Source organism: Bradyrhizobium sp. USDA 3364, from assembly GCF_054056355.1.
In genome coordinates, this window is the sequence record NZ_JBSRYG010000002.1 from 5,922,480 (window position 1) to 5,937,876 (window position 15,397).

General features: G+C 66.7%; 16 protein-coding genes and 1 riboswitch. Of the genes, 9 read left to right on the forward strand and 7 right to left on the reverse strand.

Going from position 1 to position 15,397, the window contains the following annotated elements; all coding sequences use genetic code 11:
- Positions 1–2 precede the first annotated feature (2 nt).
- Both ACVILL_RS27755 and ACVILL_RS27760 read left to right on the forward strand, forming a co-directional pair.
- On the forward strand, positions 3–737 hold the full coding sequence (locus ACVILL_RS27755; RefSeq protein WP_456731957.1) for a glutathione binding-like protein: 735 nt from the start codon (positions 3–5) through the stop codon (positions 735–737).
- 1 nt (position 738) lies between these two features.
- Positions 739–2,010, forward strand: coding sequence for a CaiB/BaiF CoA transferase family protein (locus ACVILL_RS27760; RefSeq protein ID WP_456731958.1), 1,272 nt, complete (start codon positions 739–741; stop codon positions 2,008–2,010).
- A 27-nt stretch (positions 2,011–2,037) separates the two neighbouring features.
- Here the strand turns inward: ACVILL_RS27760 and ACVILL_RS27765 are convergent, their stop codons facing one another.
- Genes ACVILL_RS27765 through cobU form a run of 5 tightly spaced genes read right to left on the reverse strand, consistent with a single transcriptional unit; the run spans position 2,038 to position 4,454 of the window.
- The gene (locus ACVILL_RS27765; RefSeq protein WP_456731959.1) at positions 2,038–2,775 is read right to left on the reverse strand and encodes a CbtA family protein; all 738 of its coding nucleotides are present in this window, start codon (positions 2,773–2,775) and stop codon (positions 2,038–2,040) included.
- 10 nt (positions 2,776–2,785) lie between these two features.
- Complete coding sequence (locus ACVILL_RS27770) at positions 2,786–2,983, reverse strand: CbtB domain-containing protein (protein WP_456731960.1); 198 nt, start codon at positions 2,981–2,983, stop codon at positions 2,786–2,788.
- The gene (locus ACVILL_RS27775) at positions 2,980–3,264 is read right to left on the reverse strand and encodes a hypothetical protein (protein WP_456731961.1); all 285 of its coding nucleotides are present in this window, start codon (positions 3,262–3,264) and stop codon (positions 2,980–2,982) included. Before ACVILL_RS27775 ends, ACVILL_RS27770 begins: the two co-directional genes overlap by 4 nt.
- A 22-nt stretch (positions 3,265–3,286) precedes the next feature.
- Positions 3,287–3,919, reverse strand: coding sequence for a 5,6-dimethylbenzimidazole synthase (gene bluB, locus ACVILL_RS27780; RefSeq protein WP_456731962.1), 633 nt, complete (start codon positions 3,917–3,919; stop codon positions 3,287–3,289).
- 31 nt (positions 3,920–3,950) lie between these two features.
- A complete protein-coding gene (gene cobU / locus ACVILL_RS27785; protein WP_456731963.1) occupies positions 3,951–4,454 on the reverse strand; it encodes a bifunctional adenosylcobinamide kinase/adenosylcobinamide-phosphate guanylyltransferase in 504 nt (167 codons plus the stop codon).
- Positions 4,455–4,580: 126 nt separating this feature from the next.
- On the opposite strand from cobU, the gene cbiB reads away from it, so the two are divergent.
- Both cbiB and cobD read left to right on the forward strand, forming a co-directional pair.
- A complete protein-coding gene (cbiB, locus tag ACVILL_RS27790) occupies positions 4,581–5,522 on the forward strand; it encodes an adenosylcobinamide-phosphate synthase CbiB (protein ID WP_456731964.1) in 942 nt (313 codons plus the stop codon).
- Between the two features lie 11 nt (positions 5,523–5,533).
- A complete protein-coding gene (cobD, locus tag ACVILL_RS27795) occupies positions 5,534–6,499 on the forward strand; it encodes a threonine-phosphate decarboxylase CobD (RefSeq protein ID WP_456731965.1) in 966 nt (321 codons plus the stop codon).
- On the opposite strand, the gene ACVILL_RS27800 is transcribed toward cobD, so the two are convergent.
- Together ACVILL_RS27800 and cobO are read right to left on the reverse strand one after the other, a co-directional pair.
- Positions 6,496–7,944, reverse strand: a complete 1,449-nt coding sequence (locus ACVILL_RS27800) for a cobyric acid synthase (protein ID WP_456731966.1) — start codon at positions 7,942–7,944, stop codon at positions 6,496–6,498. The genes cobD and ACVILL_RS27800 overlap by 4 nt on opposite strands.
- An 11-nt stretch (positions 7,945–7,955) precedes the next feature.
- Positions 7,956–8,609, reverse strand: a complete 654-nt coding sequence (gene cobO / locus ACVILL_RS27805; protein ID WP_456734379.1) for a cob(I)yrinic acid a,c-diamide adenosyltransferase — start codon at positions 8,607–8,609, stop codon at positions 7,956–7,958.
- Between the two features lie 36 nt (positions 8,610–8,645).
- Positions 8,646–8,857: riboswitch (cobalamin riboswitch) on the forward strand.
- 96 nt (positions 8,858–8,953) lie between these two features.
- Between cobO and ACVILL_RS27810 the strand changes: the two genes are divergently transcribed.
- Genes ACVILL_RS27810 through ACVILL_RS27830 form a run of 5 tightly spaced genes read left to right on the forward strand, consistent with a single transcriptional unit; the run spans position 8,954 to position 15,396 of the window.
- A complete protein-coding gene (locus ACVILL_RS27810; RefSeq protein ID WP_456731967.1) occupies positions 8,954–9,328 on the forward strand; it encodes a DUF1636 family protein in 375 nt (124 codons plus the stop codon).
- Positions 9,325–10,359: a cobalamin biosynthesis protein CobW gene (cobW, locus tag ACVILL_RS27815; protein ID WP_456731968.1), complete on the forward strand. Its 1,035-nt coding sequence runs from the start codon at positions 9,325–9,327 to the stop codon at positions 10,357–10,359. Before ACVILL_RS27810 ends, cobW begins: the two co-directional genes overlap by 4 nt.
- Complete coding sequence (gene cobN / locus ACVILL_RS27820) at positions 10,359–13,607, forward strand: cobaltochelatase subunit CobN (RefSeq protein ID WP_456731969.1); 3,249 nt, start codon at positions 10,359–10,361, stop codon at positions 13,605–13,607. The genes cobW and cobN overlap by 1 nt, the downstream gene beginning before the upstream one ends.
- Positions 13,604–14,767, forward strand: coding sequence for a precorrin-3B synthase (gene cobG / locus ACVILL_RS27825; RefSeq protein WP_456731970.1), 1,164 nt, complete (start codon positions 13,604–13,606; stop codon positions 14,765–14,767). The genes cobN and cobG overlap by 4 nt, the downstream gene beginning before the upstream one ends.
- Positions 14,767–15,396 (forward strand): precorrin-8X methylmutase, encoded by a 630-nt coding sequence (locus ACVILL_RS27830; protein WP_456731971.1) that lies wholly within the window; start codon positions 14,767–14,769, stop codon positions 15,394–15,396. Before cobG ends, ACVILL_RS27830 begins: the two co-directional genes overlap by 1 nt.
- Position 15,397: the final 1 nt, after the last annotated feature.

Consider the following 15,397-nt stretch of genomic DNA (forward strand, 5'->3'; position numbering starts at 1 on the left):
CGATGATCGACCTTCATTTCGCGCCGACGCCGAATGGCTGGAAGATCTCGATCATGCTCGAGGAATGCGGGCTGCCGTACGCCGTCGTGCCGGTCAACATTACGCGCGGCGACCAGTTCAGGCCCGAATTCCGGAAGCTCAATCCGAACGGCCGGATCCCTGTCATCGTCGACAGGGATCCACCCGGCGGCGGCGCGCCGCTGACGATCTTCGAGTCCGGGGCGATCCTGCTTTACCTCGCGGAGAAGACCGGCCGGTTCTTTCCACGAGATCTGCGTGGCCGCACCCGCGTGCAGCAATGGCTGATGTGGCAGATGAGCGCGCTCGGGCCGATGCTGGGCCAGAACGGACATTTCTCGCTCTATGCGCCGGACAGGATTCCCTATGCGGTCGAGCGCTACCGCAACGAGGCGCGCCGTCTCTACGGCGTGCTCAACGACCGGCTCAGCGAGAGCGGCTATGTCGCCGGCGACGATTATTCGATCGCCGACGTCGCCTGCTTTCCCTGGGTGATGACCCACAAGGCGCAGGGTTTCACGCTCGACGATTTCCCGCACGTCAGGCGCTGGTTCACTGAGCTGCGCGCGCGGCCCAGGCTCCAGCAGGGGCTGGCGGTCGGGCGCCGCGCGGTGCGCAGGACGCTCGACGATGAGGCGCGCAGCAATCTGTTTGGAACGAGGCCGGCGGGCGGAGACGCGCCCGGCGGAGCGCTGCCATCACAACAAGTGGATCGGTGAGATGACCCTGCCTCCGAAAATGCTGAGCGGCTACCGCGTGCTCGATATCACCCAGTTCGTCGCGGGCCCGACTTGCACGCGTCTATTGGCCGAGGCCGGCGCCGACGTGATCAAGATCGAGCTTGCGCCGTTCGGCGATCGATCGCGCTTCCAGGGCCTGAAGCCGCGCGACCCCGCCTACAAGAACACGTCGCAGAGCACCTATTTCTTCCAGCAGAACCACTCGAAGCGTAGCCTCGCGCTCGATTTCAAGCATGAGAAGAGCCGCCGGATCCTGACCCGCCTCGCGGCCAAGGCCGACGTTCTGGTGGAGAATTTTACGCCCGGCGTGATGGAACGCGCCGGACTCGGCTACGAGACACTGAAGAAAATCAATCCGCGGCTGATCATGTGCTCGATCTCGTTCGCGGGACAGACTGGTCCGTTGAGCGACAAGCCCGGCTTCGACTACATCGCGCAGGCATTCGCAGGGATCACCGGGGTGATCGGCGATCCCGATGGCAAGCCGGCGCAGGTGCCGGTCGCGATCGGAGACGCCTCGACCGGTGTCGCCGCGGCGATGGCCGTCGGCTTTGCGCTGCTTCACCGCGAGCGGACCGGAGAGGGGCAGTTCATCGAATCGACGCTGCTCGACACCTACTTTCATATGCACGAGGCCAATGTGCCGAAGGTCGCGCTGCGCGGCGACAATTTTGTGCCGCAGCGGGAAGGTTCGCTGCATCCGAATGGCGGCCCGGTCGGGGTGTTCGATTGCGGCCGGGGCGAATTTCTCGTGATCTGCGCGCTGGCGCATCAATGGCCGCAGATGGTCCGCGCGCTGGGCCGGCCGGAGCTCGAGAAGGATCCGCGCTTTGAGTCCGCGCGCGCCCGTGCCGACAACCGGGTGCTGGTCGGCGAGATCGTGGAAACGTGGCTCAAGAGCTTCCCGTCGCGCGAGGCGGCGATTGCAGCACTCGAGCAGGAGAGGATTCCCTGTGCGCCGGTGCTGACCCTGAATGACGCGATGGCCCAGCCGCATCTGATCGAGCGCGGCACGGTCCGCCAGGTCAGCGATCCCAGGATCGGCCAGTTCGCAATTCCGGGCGCGCCGATGCGCTTCTCGGGATGGCCGCAGCGCACTGAGCTGAGGGCCGACCTGCTCGGCGAGCACAATGAAGAAATCCTAGGCGAACTCGGGCTGTCCGAGCAGGACATCGACCAGCTCTATGCGGAGCAGGTGCTGGTGCAGGACAGGGAGTTGCGGGCTGGAAAGCGGCTCAGGCAGGCGAGCTGAGCCGTGTCGCGATCAGGCCCGTGGCGGTCACGCCGACGCGGGCCGATCGAAATACGCGAACGCGGCGCTGGTCAGGCTGCCGAGCAGCGACCAGAACACCAGGCTCGTCAACGTGACCGCGACCACGAACTGATGCGACAGGGACGAGGGCACGTTGGTCTCGACATGCTCGAGCTCCGGCGCGCCGATCAAATGCGGCAGCATGATCAGGACAACGCCGGCGATCGCGGCCGGCATCGAGCGCCGGAACACGATCAGCCCGAGGCCGGCTGAGGTCGCCAGCACCGCCGTCACCCACCAGATCTGACGCGACAGCAGCGGAGCGGCAGGCACGCCCGGCAATTCGGGCGGCAGCCCAAGGCCGGGGGCGATAGTGAAGACGGCAAAGCCTGCGAGCCCCCACATCAGGCCTTCGTGCCACGAGATCGGCTCGCCGGTCGCACCGCTGCGGACCGAGAGGAAGCCGCAGAGCAGCAGCGCAAAGCCGATCCCGGTCAGGATGTTCGCACCAGCGGTATAGAGATTGCGCTCCAGGCCGTCCTTCGGCTCCCACGCCTCGGCGCGATGATCGTGATCGGCGTGATCGTGCACCAGGATGGCCTGCGGCGGCGCTGAGGCTTCGTGCTTGTGCTCGGCCACCTTCTCATACACCTCGGCCCTGAGGATCAGGGGGACGGTGCCGAATTGCTGGACCGCGGTGACGATCAGGCCAACGATGAATCCGGCAATGACCGACGAGAAGACGATCGAGCGAAACGTGTTCATGCCAACGAGGTCAGTGGCAGGGGAACGCGTTGGAGTGGCGCAGGTCGTGCGCGGCATTGTGGATCACGTCGATGTGCGAGAAGCCGACCACGCCGACGATGAACAGGCCGAGCGTCATCGCCATCAGGGACTGGGCAAGCCGTCCCACCTGTCCGGTGGCGACCGGCAGATGCGTCGTCTGGGTTTGCGCGGCCCGGGATTGGCTCATGGTCGTTCTCCACGTTCGATTTGGTCGGCTTCTAGCAGCTTTCGGGCGATGTCGCGACTGGTAAGATGCAGATTTGTTCCAAGGGGGATGCCCTTGCGCAGGATTTTGGCACGTGCCGCGGCCCTGAACGCGTCTTGATACCGCTCGAAATGGCGGATGCAGGCCTCCGGCGCCGGCTCCATGCCGAGCAGCGTCCGAAACGCGCCCTGATGCACCGCGCAGATCGCGCCGTGCTCCGGGACGGGAAAGATCAGCGAGGCGATGTCGCCGCGCCAGTGCACGCCGCCGTTCTCAGCAGCGCCTTCAGCGTCGAATGGTGAATTCACCGGGACCTCGCCGCGATTCCCACTTGGCCTGTTCGAGCTCCGGTCGGTCGCATTCGGCCTGAGGGTAGCCGATGCAGAGATAGCCGATGAATTTCCAGGCGTCCGGAATCTCCAGGATCTCATGAACGCGGCCTGGATTGAGGATCGAGACCCAGCCGAGCCCGATGCCTTCGGCGCGCGCGGCAAGCCACATCGCGCAGATCGCGGCCACCACGGAATATTCCGTCGTCTCCGGCATCGTCGCGCGGCCGAGGCCGGAGCCGATGTGGTCGGACTTCTCGGCGAACACGGCGAGATGGCCCGGCGCCTCCTCGAGGCCGGATAGTTTCAACGCGGCATATTTTGCGGCACGTTCGCCGGAATAGGACCGCAGCGCATCGGCGTTGCAGGCCTTGAAGTCGTCGATGACAGCGCGGCGCCGTGCCGCATCGTCGACAATGACGAACCGCCACGGCTGGCTCAGCCCGACCGAAGGCGACAGGCAGGCGATCTCGATCAACCGCTCGATCGACCCATCCGGAAGCGGATCGGTCCGGAAGCGCCGCACGTCGCGCCGCCACACGAACAACTCGTGCAGTTGCCGGCGGAACGCATCGTCGAATGAGATCATCGCGCGCCTTTGATACGCTGGGTAGCGGACATCATTTAAGCTTCATCGGCAAGCCTGCCACGACGAATTCCACCTCGTCAGCCACACCCGCAATCATCTGGTTCATCAGCCCGGCGGCGTCGCGGAAGGTCCGCGCCAGCGCGTTATCGGGCACGATGCCGAGGCCAACCTCGTTGGTGACGAAGATGACCGGGCTGCGCTGACGCGGCAGTGCATCTGCCAGCAGCGTGACCTCCCGCGACCAGTCGCGCTCCGCATGCAGCAGGTTGGACAGCCACAGCGTCAGGCAATCGACCAGCCTTGCGCCACCGCCGTCGGTCGCGGACAGCACGTCAACGAGATCGAGCGGCACCTCGCGCTCGATCCAGTCGTTGCCGCGCCGCGCGCGATGTTTGGCGATCCGCTCGTCCATTTCCGCATCGAGGGCCTCGGCGGTGGCGACATAGACCGGCTGCCCCGGAAAGCCGCGCGCCCGCAATTCGGCGCGCCGGCTTTTCCCGGATCGGGCCCCGCCCGTGATCAGAATGACGGACATGTGATCTCCTTTACGCCCGCTCTAACCACCAATCGCAGTGAAAGACAAAGCCGAAATCCGTCACGGAGGGCTTGCGCTCGGTTCACGTCTTGCGCATCAGGGGGATCGCGGCGAGGAGAGGGTTAAGTGGGTTTTGCGGGAGCGATGGCGGTGGCGATGGCCGTGGATGCCTTGATCGGCTGGCCGGCGTGGCTGTTTGCACGCATCGGCCATCCCGTGACCTGGCTCGGCCGCCTGATCCATTTTGCCGATTCCAACTGGAACCGGACCGCCGATGCACCGGCGTTTCGGCGCATGGCTGGCGTCGCGGCTGCTGTCCTGGTGATCGCGCTGGTGGTCGCACTCGGTTGGGCCGTTCAGTCCGCGCTCGCATCCGGATGGGTGCGCGTCGCCCTTGTGGGTGCGCTGGCGTGGCCGCTGGTGGCGTTGCGTTCGTTGCATGATCACGTCGCTGCGGTGGCCAATCCATTGGCGTCCGACGATATCACAGCGGCGCGTTCGGCGGTCGCGCAAATTGTCGGGCGCGATCCGGCAACGCTCGACGAGGCCGGCATCGCGCGCGCGACCATCGAAAGCCTCGCCGAGAATGCCTCCGACGGCATCGTGGCGCCGGTGTTCTGGGGCGCGCTGTTCGGCCTGCCGGGCATCCTTGGCTACAAGGCGATCAACACGCTGGATTCCATGATCGGCCATCGCACCGCGCGGCACGAAGCCTTCGGCTGGGCCGCAGCCCGGATCGACGATCTCGCCAATCTCGCTCCGGCGCGGTTGACCGGCGTTCTGTTCGTGCTGCTCGCGCCAAACCGTTCGCAGGCGTGGTCATGCATGTTGCGCGATGCAAGCCGGCATCGTTCACCGAATGCCGGCTGGCCGGAAGCGGCGATGGCCGCCGCGCTCGGGGTGCGGCTCAGCGGTCCCCGCATCTATCACGGCAGCATCGCAAACGAGCCCTGGCTGAATGAGGGCGCGCGCGATCCGGCGGCCGCGGACATCTTCGCCGGGCTGAAGCTCTATCGTCGCGCCATGACGCTGCTGGCCGGGGTGTTCGTCGCCCTCGCGTTGCTGTAAGAGGGCAGCGCATGCGTGAGCACGGCGGAAATCTCGATGTCGCCCAACAACGCTTCGGCGGCACGGTGGACGGCTGGATCGACCTGTCGACCGGGATCAATCGGGTGCCGTATCCTGTCGTCGATGTGGAGCCGCGGCAATGGAGCGCGTTGCCGTCGCGATCCGAACTTGAATCGCTGCACGATGCCGCGCGGCGGGCCTATGCCACCAAGGCGCCGATCGTGGCAATGGGCGGTGCGCAGGCTGCCATTCAGTCGCTGCCGCATCTGGCGTCTCGGGGGCGGGCGCGCATACTGGCGCCGACTTACAATGAATATACCGCGGTGTTGTCAGCGGCCGGTTGGGACGTCGCCGAGGTATCCGATCTGGCAGCGCTTGCGGGAGCTGATGTTGCCGTCGTCGTCAATCCGAACAACCCCGACGGACAGCACCATGATCGGGACGAACTGCTGGCGCTGCTGCCGCGCGTTGGCCGGCTCGTCATAGACGAGAGTTTTGCGGACGCCGTGCCCGGCATCTCGCTTGCGTCGGAAACCGGACGAGCAGGGCTCCTGATCCTGCGCTCGTTCGGAAAATTTTACGGACTGGCCGGCTTGCGGCTCGGCTTTGCGCTCGGCAGCGAGGCGGATATCGCCGCGCTTGCGGCGATGGCGGGGCCATGGCCGGTGTCGGGCGCCGCAATTGCGATCGGACGGCGCGCGTTGCTCGATCGCGACTGGGCACAGGCGACGGCCGCGCGGCTGGCGGACGACTGCGTCAGGCTCGATGCGGAGGCGCGCGTGCAGGGCTGGACGCTGGTCGGTGGCACGCCGCTGTTCCGGCTCTATGAGACTGGCGATGCGCTGGCCGCGCAGGACAAGCTCGCCCGCGGCCAGATCTGGTCGCGCGTCTTCCAGCAAAGGCCGGGATGGCTGCGCCTCGGCTTGCCGGGCAATGAGGCCGAGTGGTCCCGCCTGTCTGCCGTGCTGTCCGTTTAGCACGCCAGCGCGAGCAGCCCTTCGACATCGAGATGGGTCTCGATGTGCTCGGCAAGCGCGTCGAGCGCGCTCTCGACCCTGGCGCCGTAGGGCTGATCAGTCGCGGGCACGTCGAGCTGCGCAAGGAACGCCTTACGGAAATCGTCCGAGCTGAACAAGCCGTGCAGGTAGCTGCCATACACGCGTCCATCGGCGGAAATCGCACCTTCCGGTGAGCCGTTTAGCAATGAAAAAGGCCGCGCGCGATCCGGGCCGTCGGTATGCCCGATATGGATTTCGTAGGCGCTGATCGGTTGACCGGTCGCAGCATGCACCGCGCTGACGCGGGTCAGCGTCTTCTGCTCGGTCATCGTGGTGGTGACATCGAGCAATCCGAGGCCGCGCGTTTCGCCGGCGGGACCCTCGATTCCCTCGGGATCGGCGACGGTGTGTCCGAGCATCTGGTAGCCGCCGCACAGGCCGAGGGCATGGCCGCCGCGGCGATGATGCGCCAGCAGATCGATGTCCCATCCTTGCGCGCGCAGGAAGGCGAGATCGCCGCGGGTCGATTTCGAGCCGGGCAGGATGACGAGCCGCGCATCGCCCGGGATGGCCTCACCCGGACGTACCATCACGAGATCGACGCCGGGCTCGAGCTTGAGCGGATCGAGGTCGTCGAAATTGGCGATCCGCGACAGCGCCAGAAAGGCGATCTTGCACTGGCCGGGCTTGCGCGCCTCGCCGAGTCCGAGCGCGTCTTCGGCCGGAAGCTCGCCGGCGCGGGCGAACCAGGGCAGCACGCCAAGGCCGCGCCACGCGGTGCGGACCTCGATCAGGCGGTAGCCGTCATCGAACAGAGAGGGATCACCGCGGAATTTGTTGATGACAAAACCCCGGATCATCGCGGCATCGTCAGGATCGATCACCGTCTTGATGCCGACGAGCTGCGCGATGACGCCGCCGCGGTCGATGTCGCCGACCAGCACCACGGGCACGTCGGCCCTGCGCGCAAAGCCCATATTGGCGATATCGGCCTTGCGTAAGTTAACCTCCGCGGGGCTGCCGGCACCCTCGACCAGCACAAGGTCGGCGCGCGCCTTGAGGCGTTCAAAGCTCTTCAGCACCGCGCCCATCAGCGATGGCTTCATCGCGGCATATTCCCGGGCGCGCGCGGTCGCGATCCGCTTGCCGTGCACGATGATCTGGGCTCCGACATCGGTTTCGGGCTTCAGCAGCACCGGATTCATGTCGGTGTGTGGCTCGACGCCGGCGGCGAGCGCCTGCAAGGCCTGCGCGCGTCCGATCTCGCCGCCGTCGACGGTCACTGCGGCGTTGTTCGACATGTTCTGCGGCTTGAACGGCAGCACGCGCAGGCCGCGCCGTGTAGCGGCGCGTGCGAGGCCCGCGACGATGAGCGACTTGCCGACGTCCGAGCCGGCTCCCTGGATCATCAATGCGCGCGCCATCGTGATATCGGTCAGAACTCGACGCCCGGCTGGGCCTTGATGCCGGAGCGGAACGGGTGCTTCACCAGCGTCATCTCGGTGACGAGATCGGCGATCTCGATCAACTCGTCCTTGGCGTTGCGTCCGGTGAGCACGACATGCGTCATCGGCGGCTTCGACGTCGTCAGGAATTCGACGACATCGGCGATCGCGAGATAATCGTAGCGCAGCGCGATGTTGATCTCGTCGAGCACTACCATGCGTAGGCTCGGCTCTGATATCAGCTGCTTGGCCTTTTCCCAGCCGGCCTGGGCCGCCGCGATGTCGCGGGCGCGATCCTGGGTCTCCCAGGTAAAGCCTTCGCCCATGGCATGGAACTGACAGAGATCGCCGAAATGTCCGGTGAGCAGGCGGCGCTCGCCGGTATCCCAGGCACCCTTGATGAACTGCACCACCGCGCAGGGAAAGCCGTGCGCGACACAGCGCACGATCATGCCGAACGCGGAGGAGGATTTTCCTTTGCCGGCGCCGGTATGAACGATAATCAGGCCCTTTTCGCCACTCTTCGTCGCCATGATGCGGTCGCGGGCGGCCTTCTTTTTCGCCATCTTGTCGGCATGGCGCGCATCCAGCGAGGGGTCGGTGCCGACGGCGCCGTCCTGAGCGTCGTTTCCATCAGAAATCATCATGGTCCTTCGGCTTGACAAGTGCGAGCCATCGACGAATGGTGGGCCCGCGTTGGTTCCTGTCCTACGACAGGCGAAGAGGGAATGCGATAGGGCTCCGCTAAATCGGGCTTGAAGCGCAGCCGCCCCCGCGACCGTGACCGGAGAGATGTCCAAGCCACTGATTCCATGTGGAGTCGGGAAGGTGGGCATCGAGGGGTAAAACCTGCTCCGCAAGCCGGGAGACCTGCCAGCGCAACATGTTGTGAGACCGGCGGACGGGGTGTTCCGCGACGGGGGAAACGAACCTGCTTGAAGTCGGTTCGTGTGCCTCATCGCTTCCCGCTGTCAATCCAGGAAGGGCGATGAGCGTTACACTTCATGTCTGCATCACCTGTCGCGCCGGCCAGACGCTGGCGGAAGGCGAGATCGCACCCGGCGCGCGCCTGCATGCCGCGCTTGTCGAGGCCGGCGTGCCCGATAACGTCAATCTGGTTCCCGTCGAATGCCTGTCGGCCTGCAGCCAGGGTTGCTCGGTCGCGCTCAGCGCGCCGGGGCGGTGGTCCTATGTCTACGGCCGCCTGTCCGAAGCCAATGCCAGGGATGTGATCGCCGGCGCCTCTGCCTATGCCGCGGCGCCCGACGGCATCGTGCCGTGGCGCAGCCGTCCCGAAATCTTCCGCAAGCAATCGCTTGCCCGCATTCCACCCATCGCTGTCGTGCCGGAGGCCGCAGAATGACGACACTCGCCAAGGTTCCGGTCACGGTCGTGACCGGCTTTCTCGGGTCCGGCAAGACGACGCTGATCCAGCATCTGCTCCGCAATGCCAATGGCAAGAAGCTCGCGGTTCTGGTGAACGAGTTCGGCAGCGAAGGTGTCGACGGCGAGATATTGAAGTCGTGCGCCGATGCCAATTGCCCGACCGAGAACATCGTCGAGCTCGCCAATGGCTGCATCTGCTGCACCGTCGCCGACGATTTCATCCCGGCGATGGAGCAGTTGCTTGCACGCCCCGTGAAGCCCGATCATATCGTGATCGAAACATCGGGGCTCGCGCTGCCGAAGCCATTGCTCAAGGCATTCGACTGGCCGGAGATCCGCTCGCGGATCACGGTGGACGGCGTGATCGCGCTGGCCGATGCCGAGGCGGTCGCAGCCGGCCGCTTTGCGCCTGACGTGGCCGCGGTCGATGCGCAGCGGGCGGCCGACGAGAATCTCGACCACGAGACGCCGCTGTCCGAAGTGTTCGAGGACCAGATCGCCTGCGCCGATATCGTGCTCCTGACCAAGGCCGATCTCGCAGGCGCAGAGGGGATCAAGGCAGCAAAAGAGGTGATCGCGGCCGAAATGCCGCGCGAGGTGCCGATGTTGCCCATTGTCGACGGCACGATCGACGCGCGCGTGATCCTCGGCCTTGGGGCCGCGGCGGAAGACGATCTCGCCGCACGTCCGTCGCATCACGACGGCGAAGAGGAACACGAGCACGACGATTTCAATTCGGTGGTGATCGATCTTCCCGAGATTGCTGACGTCGATGCGTTGGTCACGTCGATCAAGGGCCTGGCCCGCGAGCAGAACGTGCTCCGTGCCAAGGGCTACATTGCAGTCGAAGGCAAGCCGATGCGGTTGCTCGTGCAATCGGTCGGCGAACGGGTGCGGCATCAGTTCGACATGCCCTGGGGCGCGCGCCCGCGGCAGTCCAAGCTGGTCGTGATCGGCGAACATGCCGATATCGATGAGACCGCGATCAGGGCGCGACTTGGTGTCTGATGCACGTCATCTTCCGCGAGAGCCGCGGCCTTGAGGAGACCGCGACACCGAGAGACCTCGGCCAGGATCCGGCCGATCTCGTGGTGTTGTCGTTTTCCGACAGCGATCTCGCGGCGTTCGCGGCCGGCTGGCGGCGCGGCCGCGCCGCGCTGCCGTCGCTGCGGCTCGCCAATCTCGCGGAGCTGCGCCACCCGCTGTCGGTCGACACCTATATTGAGCGGACCCTGTCGCATGCACGCGGCATTCTCGTCCGCCTGATCGGCGGCGAGCCCTATTGGTCGTACGGGCTGGCCGCGGTGCATCGGCTGGCGAAGGAGCGCGGCATCGCCCTGGTCGTGCTGCCGGCGGACGGCCGCGACGATCTGCGGCTGGATGAGTTCTCGACGCTGCCGGTCTCGACGCTGCGCCGCCTGAAGGTGCTGTGCGACAAGGGCGGCCCGGTTGCCGCGCAGGCCGTGATCGCGCAGCTGGCGCTGGCGTCCGGTCTCTATGCCGGACCCGTCGTCGGCGAGATCGATCTCCCCGAAATCGGCGTCTACGATTCCGTGCGCGGTGCCGTCGCGGCTCTGCCGGCCTCCGGCGACAGGCCGCGGGTGCTGGTGACCTTCTATCGCTCCTATCTCGCGGCCGGCGACACCGCGCCGGTCGATGCATTGATCGATGCGTTGCGCGACAAGGGCTTCGATGCCCACGGTGTGTTCGTCACCTCGTTGAAGGCGGCGGGCGTCGCCGATTGGCTGCGCACCCAATTCGCGCAATGCCCGCCGGCCGCCATTGTCAATGCGACCGCATTCTCGGCAGCCGGTGACGACGGCACGACGCCGTTCGATATCGCATCGTGCCCGGTGTTCCAGGTCGCGCTGTCCACGGCGCGGCGCGAGGATTGGGCCTTGTCGCTGCGCGGCCTTTCGCCCGGCGATCTCGCGATGCATGTCGTGCTGCCGGAGGTCGACGGCCGCCTGTTCGCGGGCGTCGTGAGCTTCAAGTCGGCAGGCGAGCGCGATCCCGAACTGCAATTCGCGCACCTCGCGCATCGGCCGGATGCCGAGCGCGTTGCGGCAATTGTCGCGCGTGTGGCGGCCTGGCATCGGCTTACCAGCAAGCCGGCGCGGGACAAACATCTCGCGCTCGTGCTCTCGAACTATCCGGGCCGTCCGCATCAGATCGCGCACGCCGTCGGCCTCGATGCGCTGGCCTCGGTCGAGGTGTTGCTGACCGATCTCGCGGCTGCGGGATTTTATCTCGAGCCGGTGGCGTCGCTGGGCGATGCACTTCTGCGACGGAAACTGACTTGGGGCGTGGTCGAATATCGCGCGGCGATCTCCAACTTGCCGGTGCAACTCCAGGACGACCTTGCCAGCACATGGGGCGCGCCGGAGGATGATCCCGATTGCCGCGACGGCGCATTTCATTTCGCGGCGATCCAGTGCGGCAGGTCGGTCATCGCCGTGCAGCCGGAGCGCGGTGAGGCCGGTCGTCGCGATGCCGACTACCACGATCTCTCGCGCACGCCGCGTCATGCCTATGTCGCGTTCCATCTGTGGCTCAGGCAGCAGGGCATCGATGCTGTCGTCCACATGGGCACGCATGGCACGCTGGAATGGCTGCCCGGCAAGTCGGTCGCCCTGTCATCGGCATGCTGGCCGGAAGCGCTGATCGGCGATCTGCCCGTCATCTATCCCTTCATCGTCAACGATCCCGGCGAGGCCGCCCAGGCCAAGCGCCGGATCGGCGCCGTGACGATCGGCCATCTGCCGCCGCCGCTGGCGCAGGCGGTGGTGCCGGAGGGCCTGCGCGGTCTCGAGCGCTTGCTCGACGAGTATTCGACCGCCGATGGCCTCGATCCGGCGCGGCGGCAGCGCCTGATTGCCGCAATCCGCGAGGAGGCGCGCATTGCCGGGCTGGAGGACGATCTTGGCCTGGCGGCGTCGGTCTCGGCGGCGGAGGCGATTCCGCAGATCGATCGCTTCGTCTGCGATCTCAAGGAAAGCCAATTCGGCGACGGCCTGCATGTGTTCGGGCAGGGCGCTTGCGGCGAAGCGGAGAGGGCTACCATGCGTGATGCGCTCGCCGGCCGGCGCGTTGCGCCGGGCCCAGCGGGCTCGCCCTATCGCGGGCGCAGCGACGTGCTGCCGACCGGGCGCAATCTGTTTGCGGTCGATCCGCGCGCGGTGCCGACGCCGTCGGCGCATGCGCAGGGCGTGAAGCTCGCCGAAGAGCTGCTGCGCCGTCATTTGCAGGATCACGGCGATTGGCCGAAGGGACTCGTCGTCGATCTCTGGGGCTCGTCGACGATGCGCACCGCCGGCGAAGACTTTGCGATGGCCCTGCATCTCGCCGGCATCGCGCCGCGCTGGGATCATGGGTCGGGCCGGGTGTCGGGCTACGACATCATCGCGCCGGCGGAACTCGCCCGTCCCCGCATCGACGTGACGCTGCGCGTGTCGGGTCTGTTCCGCGACGTCTTTTCGGGACTTGCGCAATTGTTCGAGGCCGCGACGGAGGCGTTGTCCGAACGCAGCGATGAGGCGGACGAGAATCCGTACCGGCAGCGCATCGCGCGCGTGTTCGGTCCGCCGCCCGGACATTACGGCGCCGGCATTGCGTCGATCCCCGATGTCTTCACGCCGGAGACGCGCGACGCGGCCGGCGAGACCTGGCTGTCGGCATCGTCCTGGGCGATTGCGTCCGACGGCGAGAGCAGGCCGGATCGCGCTGGCATCGAGGCACGGCTCGCTGCTGCAGACAGCTTCGTCCACACCCAGGATCTGCCCGAGACGGATCTGCTGCTGGCGGCGGACTACGCGGCGCATGAGGCCGGTATCGCGGCGGCGGCCCGGCGCCTCGGCGCAAACGTCCCGGCGCTGTATCACCTCGATGCAACGCGGCCGGATCAGCCGCACGCGCGGTCCTTGACCGAGGAAATCTCGCGCGTGGTGCGGGCGCGCGCCGCCAATCCCGCATGGATCGCCGGCATGATGCGCCACGGCTTCCGCGGCGCCGCCGAGATCACCGCGACGCTGGAGCACATGGCGGCGTTCGCCCATCTCGCCGGCGCGGTGCCGCCGCATCTGTTCGACCTCTACTACGACGCGACGCTCGGCAATGACGAGGTGCGCGCTTTCATGGCGCGCGAGAATCCGGCGGCGCTGGCTGCGATCGAAACCTGCTTCACCCGGCTGCATGAAGCGTCGCTTTGGCAGACGCGGCGCAATTCGATTGCGGCCGCGCTGCAGGAGGTTTTATGAGCGCGGTCGCGATCAAGGGCTGGTGTCCCGGCGCGCTGCGGCCGATGCAATCTGGCGACGGCCTCGTGGTGCGGATTCGACCGCGTGGCGGGCGGCTGGACGCGGCGCAGGCGGCGGGAATCGCCGAACTGGCTGCGCGATACGGCAACGGCCTGATCGATCTGACCAGCCGCGCCAATCTCCAGATCCGTGGCGTCAGCGATGCGAGCTATCCAGCCTTGATCGATGGGCTCGCCCAGCTCGGGTTGCTGGATGAAGACTCCAATACCGAGGCGCAGCGCAACATTCTGGTGACGCCGTTCTGGACTGTCGGTGACGACACCCGCTCGCTCGCGGCCGAGTTGGAGCGGGCGCTTGCCGGTGCTTCGTTCGATCTTCCGACCAAGTTCGGCTTCGCAATCGATGACGGCAACGCGCGCGTGCTGGCTGGCGCCTCTGCGGATATCAGGATCGAGCGCGATCGTAATGGTGGCCTGCTGGTGCGCGCCGATGGCGCGCAATTCGGGCGGTCGGTCGCGCTGAGCGAGGCTGTCCAGGTCGCGCTGGCGCTGGCCGAATGGTTTGTGGCCTCCGGCGGAGCCAAGGGTGAGAAGCGACGAATGGCGGCGCATCTCGTCGGCGGAGCGAGCTTGTCCGAATCGCTTCGCGGCGATGCCGAGCCAGCGCCTCGATCGGCGGATCCTGTTCCCGGTCTCTATCCGACCGGCGCGATGGTTGGCGTGACCTTCGGGCAAATGCCGCACCAGACGCTCAGCCATCTCGCCGGATGCGCGCAGGCGCTTCGCATGACGCCGTGGCGGATGGTGCTGGCGGAGGGATTGCACGAGATGCCCCATGGGGCGGATCTCGTCACCGACGCCGACGATCCTGCGCTGCGCGTCACCGCCTGCAGCGGCGCACCGCGCTGCGCCGAGGCGTATGCCGATACGCGGGCACTGGCATCGGCGCTTGCGCCACATGTCCCATCCGATGCCCGGCTTCACGTCTCCGGCTGCGCCAAGGGCTGTGCCCATTCCGGCTCTGCGGATGTCACCCTCGTTGCGTCATGCGAGGGCTTTGACCTCATCCGCTGCGGCACGACGCGGGATGCACCGGTCATGCGAGGATTGACCAACACGTACCTCCTGGCAAATCCCGCCGTGCTGACGGGAGGCCGCTGATGCCGCACGTCTATGAAACCGATGGCGCGGCGATCTATCGCCAGTCCTTTGCCACCATCCGGTCCGAGGCCGACCTTGCCCGCTTTACGCCGGACGAAGAGCCGGTCGTGGTGCGCATGATCCATGCCGCGGGCATGGTGGGCCTGGAAGCGCATGTCCGCTTCACGCCAGGCATGGCCGCCAGCGCACGGGCAGCTTTGCAGAACGGTGCGCCGATCCTCTGCGACGCGCGCATGGTGTCGGAGGGAATTACGCGCGCGCGACTGCCGGCCGGCAACGAAGTGATCTGTACGCTTGGCGACCCCCAAGTTCCCGCGCTCGCGCAATCGATGCACAACACGCGCTCGGCGGCGGCGCTCGAGCTGTGGCGGCCGCATCTGGCGGGGGCGATCGTCGCGATCGGCAACGCGCCGACGGCGCTGTTTCATCTGCTCAACATGCTGGAGGATACCGACTGCCCGCGGCCGGCGGCGATCATCGGCTGTCCCGTCGGATTCGTCGGCGCCGCCGAGTCCAAGGCGGCCTTGATGGCCGAGCCGCCCGTGCCGGCGCTGACGGTCGAGGGACGTCTCGGCGGGTCGGCGATCACGGTTGCCGCCGTCAATGCGCTGGCGAGCCGGAGCGAATAGC

Bases quoted from the DNA above. Each gene is read 5' to 3' on its own strand.
- ACVILL_RS27765 (WP_456731959.1), bottom strand. From the start codon at position 2,775: ATGAACACGTTTCGCTCGATCGTCTTCTCGTCGGTCATTGCCGGATTC.
- ACVILL_RS27760 (WP_456731958.1), top strand. From the start codon at position 739: ATGACCCTGCCTCCGAAAATGCTGAGCGGCTACCGCGTGCTCGATATC.
- cobW (WP_456731968.1), top strand. From the start codon at position 9,325: ATGACGACACTCGCCAAGGTTCCGGTCACGGTCGTGACCGGCTTTCTC.
- cobG (WP_456731970.1), top strand. From the start codon at position 13,604: ATGAGCGCGGTCGCGATCAAGGGCTGGTGTCCCGGCGCGCTGCGGCCG.
- cobU (WP_456731963.1), bottom strand. From the start codon at position 4,454: ATGTCCGTCATTCTGATCACGGGCGGGGCCCGATCCGGGAAAAGCCGG.
- ACVILL_RS27810 (WP_456731967.1), top strand. From the start codon at position 8,954: ATGAGCGTTACACTTCATGTCTGCATCACCTGTCGCGCCGGCCAGACG.
- ACVILL_RS27770 (WP_456731960.1), bottom strand. From the start codon at position 2,983: ATGAGCCAATCCCGGGCCGCGCAAACCCAGACGACGCATCTGCCGGTC.
- bluB (WP_456731962.1), bottom strand. From the start codon at position 3,919: ATGATCTCATTCGACGATGCGTTCCGCCGGCAACTGCACGAGTTGTTC.
- cobD (WP_456731965.1), top strand. From the start codon at position 5,534: ATGCGTGAGCACGGCGGAAATCTCGATGTCGCCCAACAACGCTTCGGC.
- cobO (WP_456734379.1), bottom strand. From the start codon at position 8,609: ATGATTTCTGATGGAAACGACGCTCAGGACGGCGCCGTCGGCACCGAC.
- cobN (WP_456731969.1), top strand. From the start codon at position 10,359: ATGCACGTCATCTTCCGCGAGAGCCGCGGCCTTGAGGAGACCGCGACA.
- ACVILL_RS27830 (WP_456731971.1), top strand. From the start codon at position 14,767: ATGCCGCACGTCTATGAAACCGATGGCGCGGCGATCTATCGCCAGTCC.
- ACVILL_RS27800 (WP_456731966.1), bottom strand. From the start codon at position 7,944: ATGGCGCGCGCATTGATGATCCAGGGAGCCGGCTCGGACGTCGGCAAG.
- ACVILL_RS27755 (WP_456731957.1), top strand. From the start codon at position 3: ATGATCGACCTTCATTTCGCGCCGACGCCGAATGGCTGGAAGATCTCG.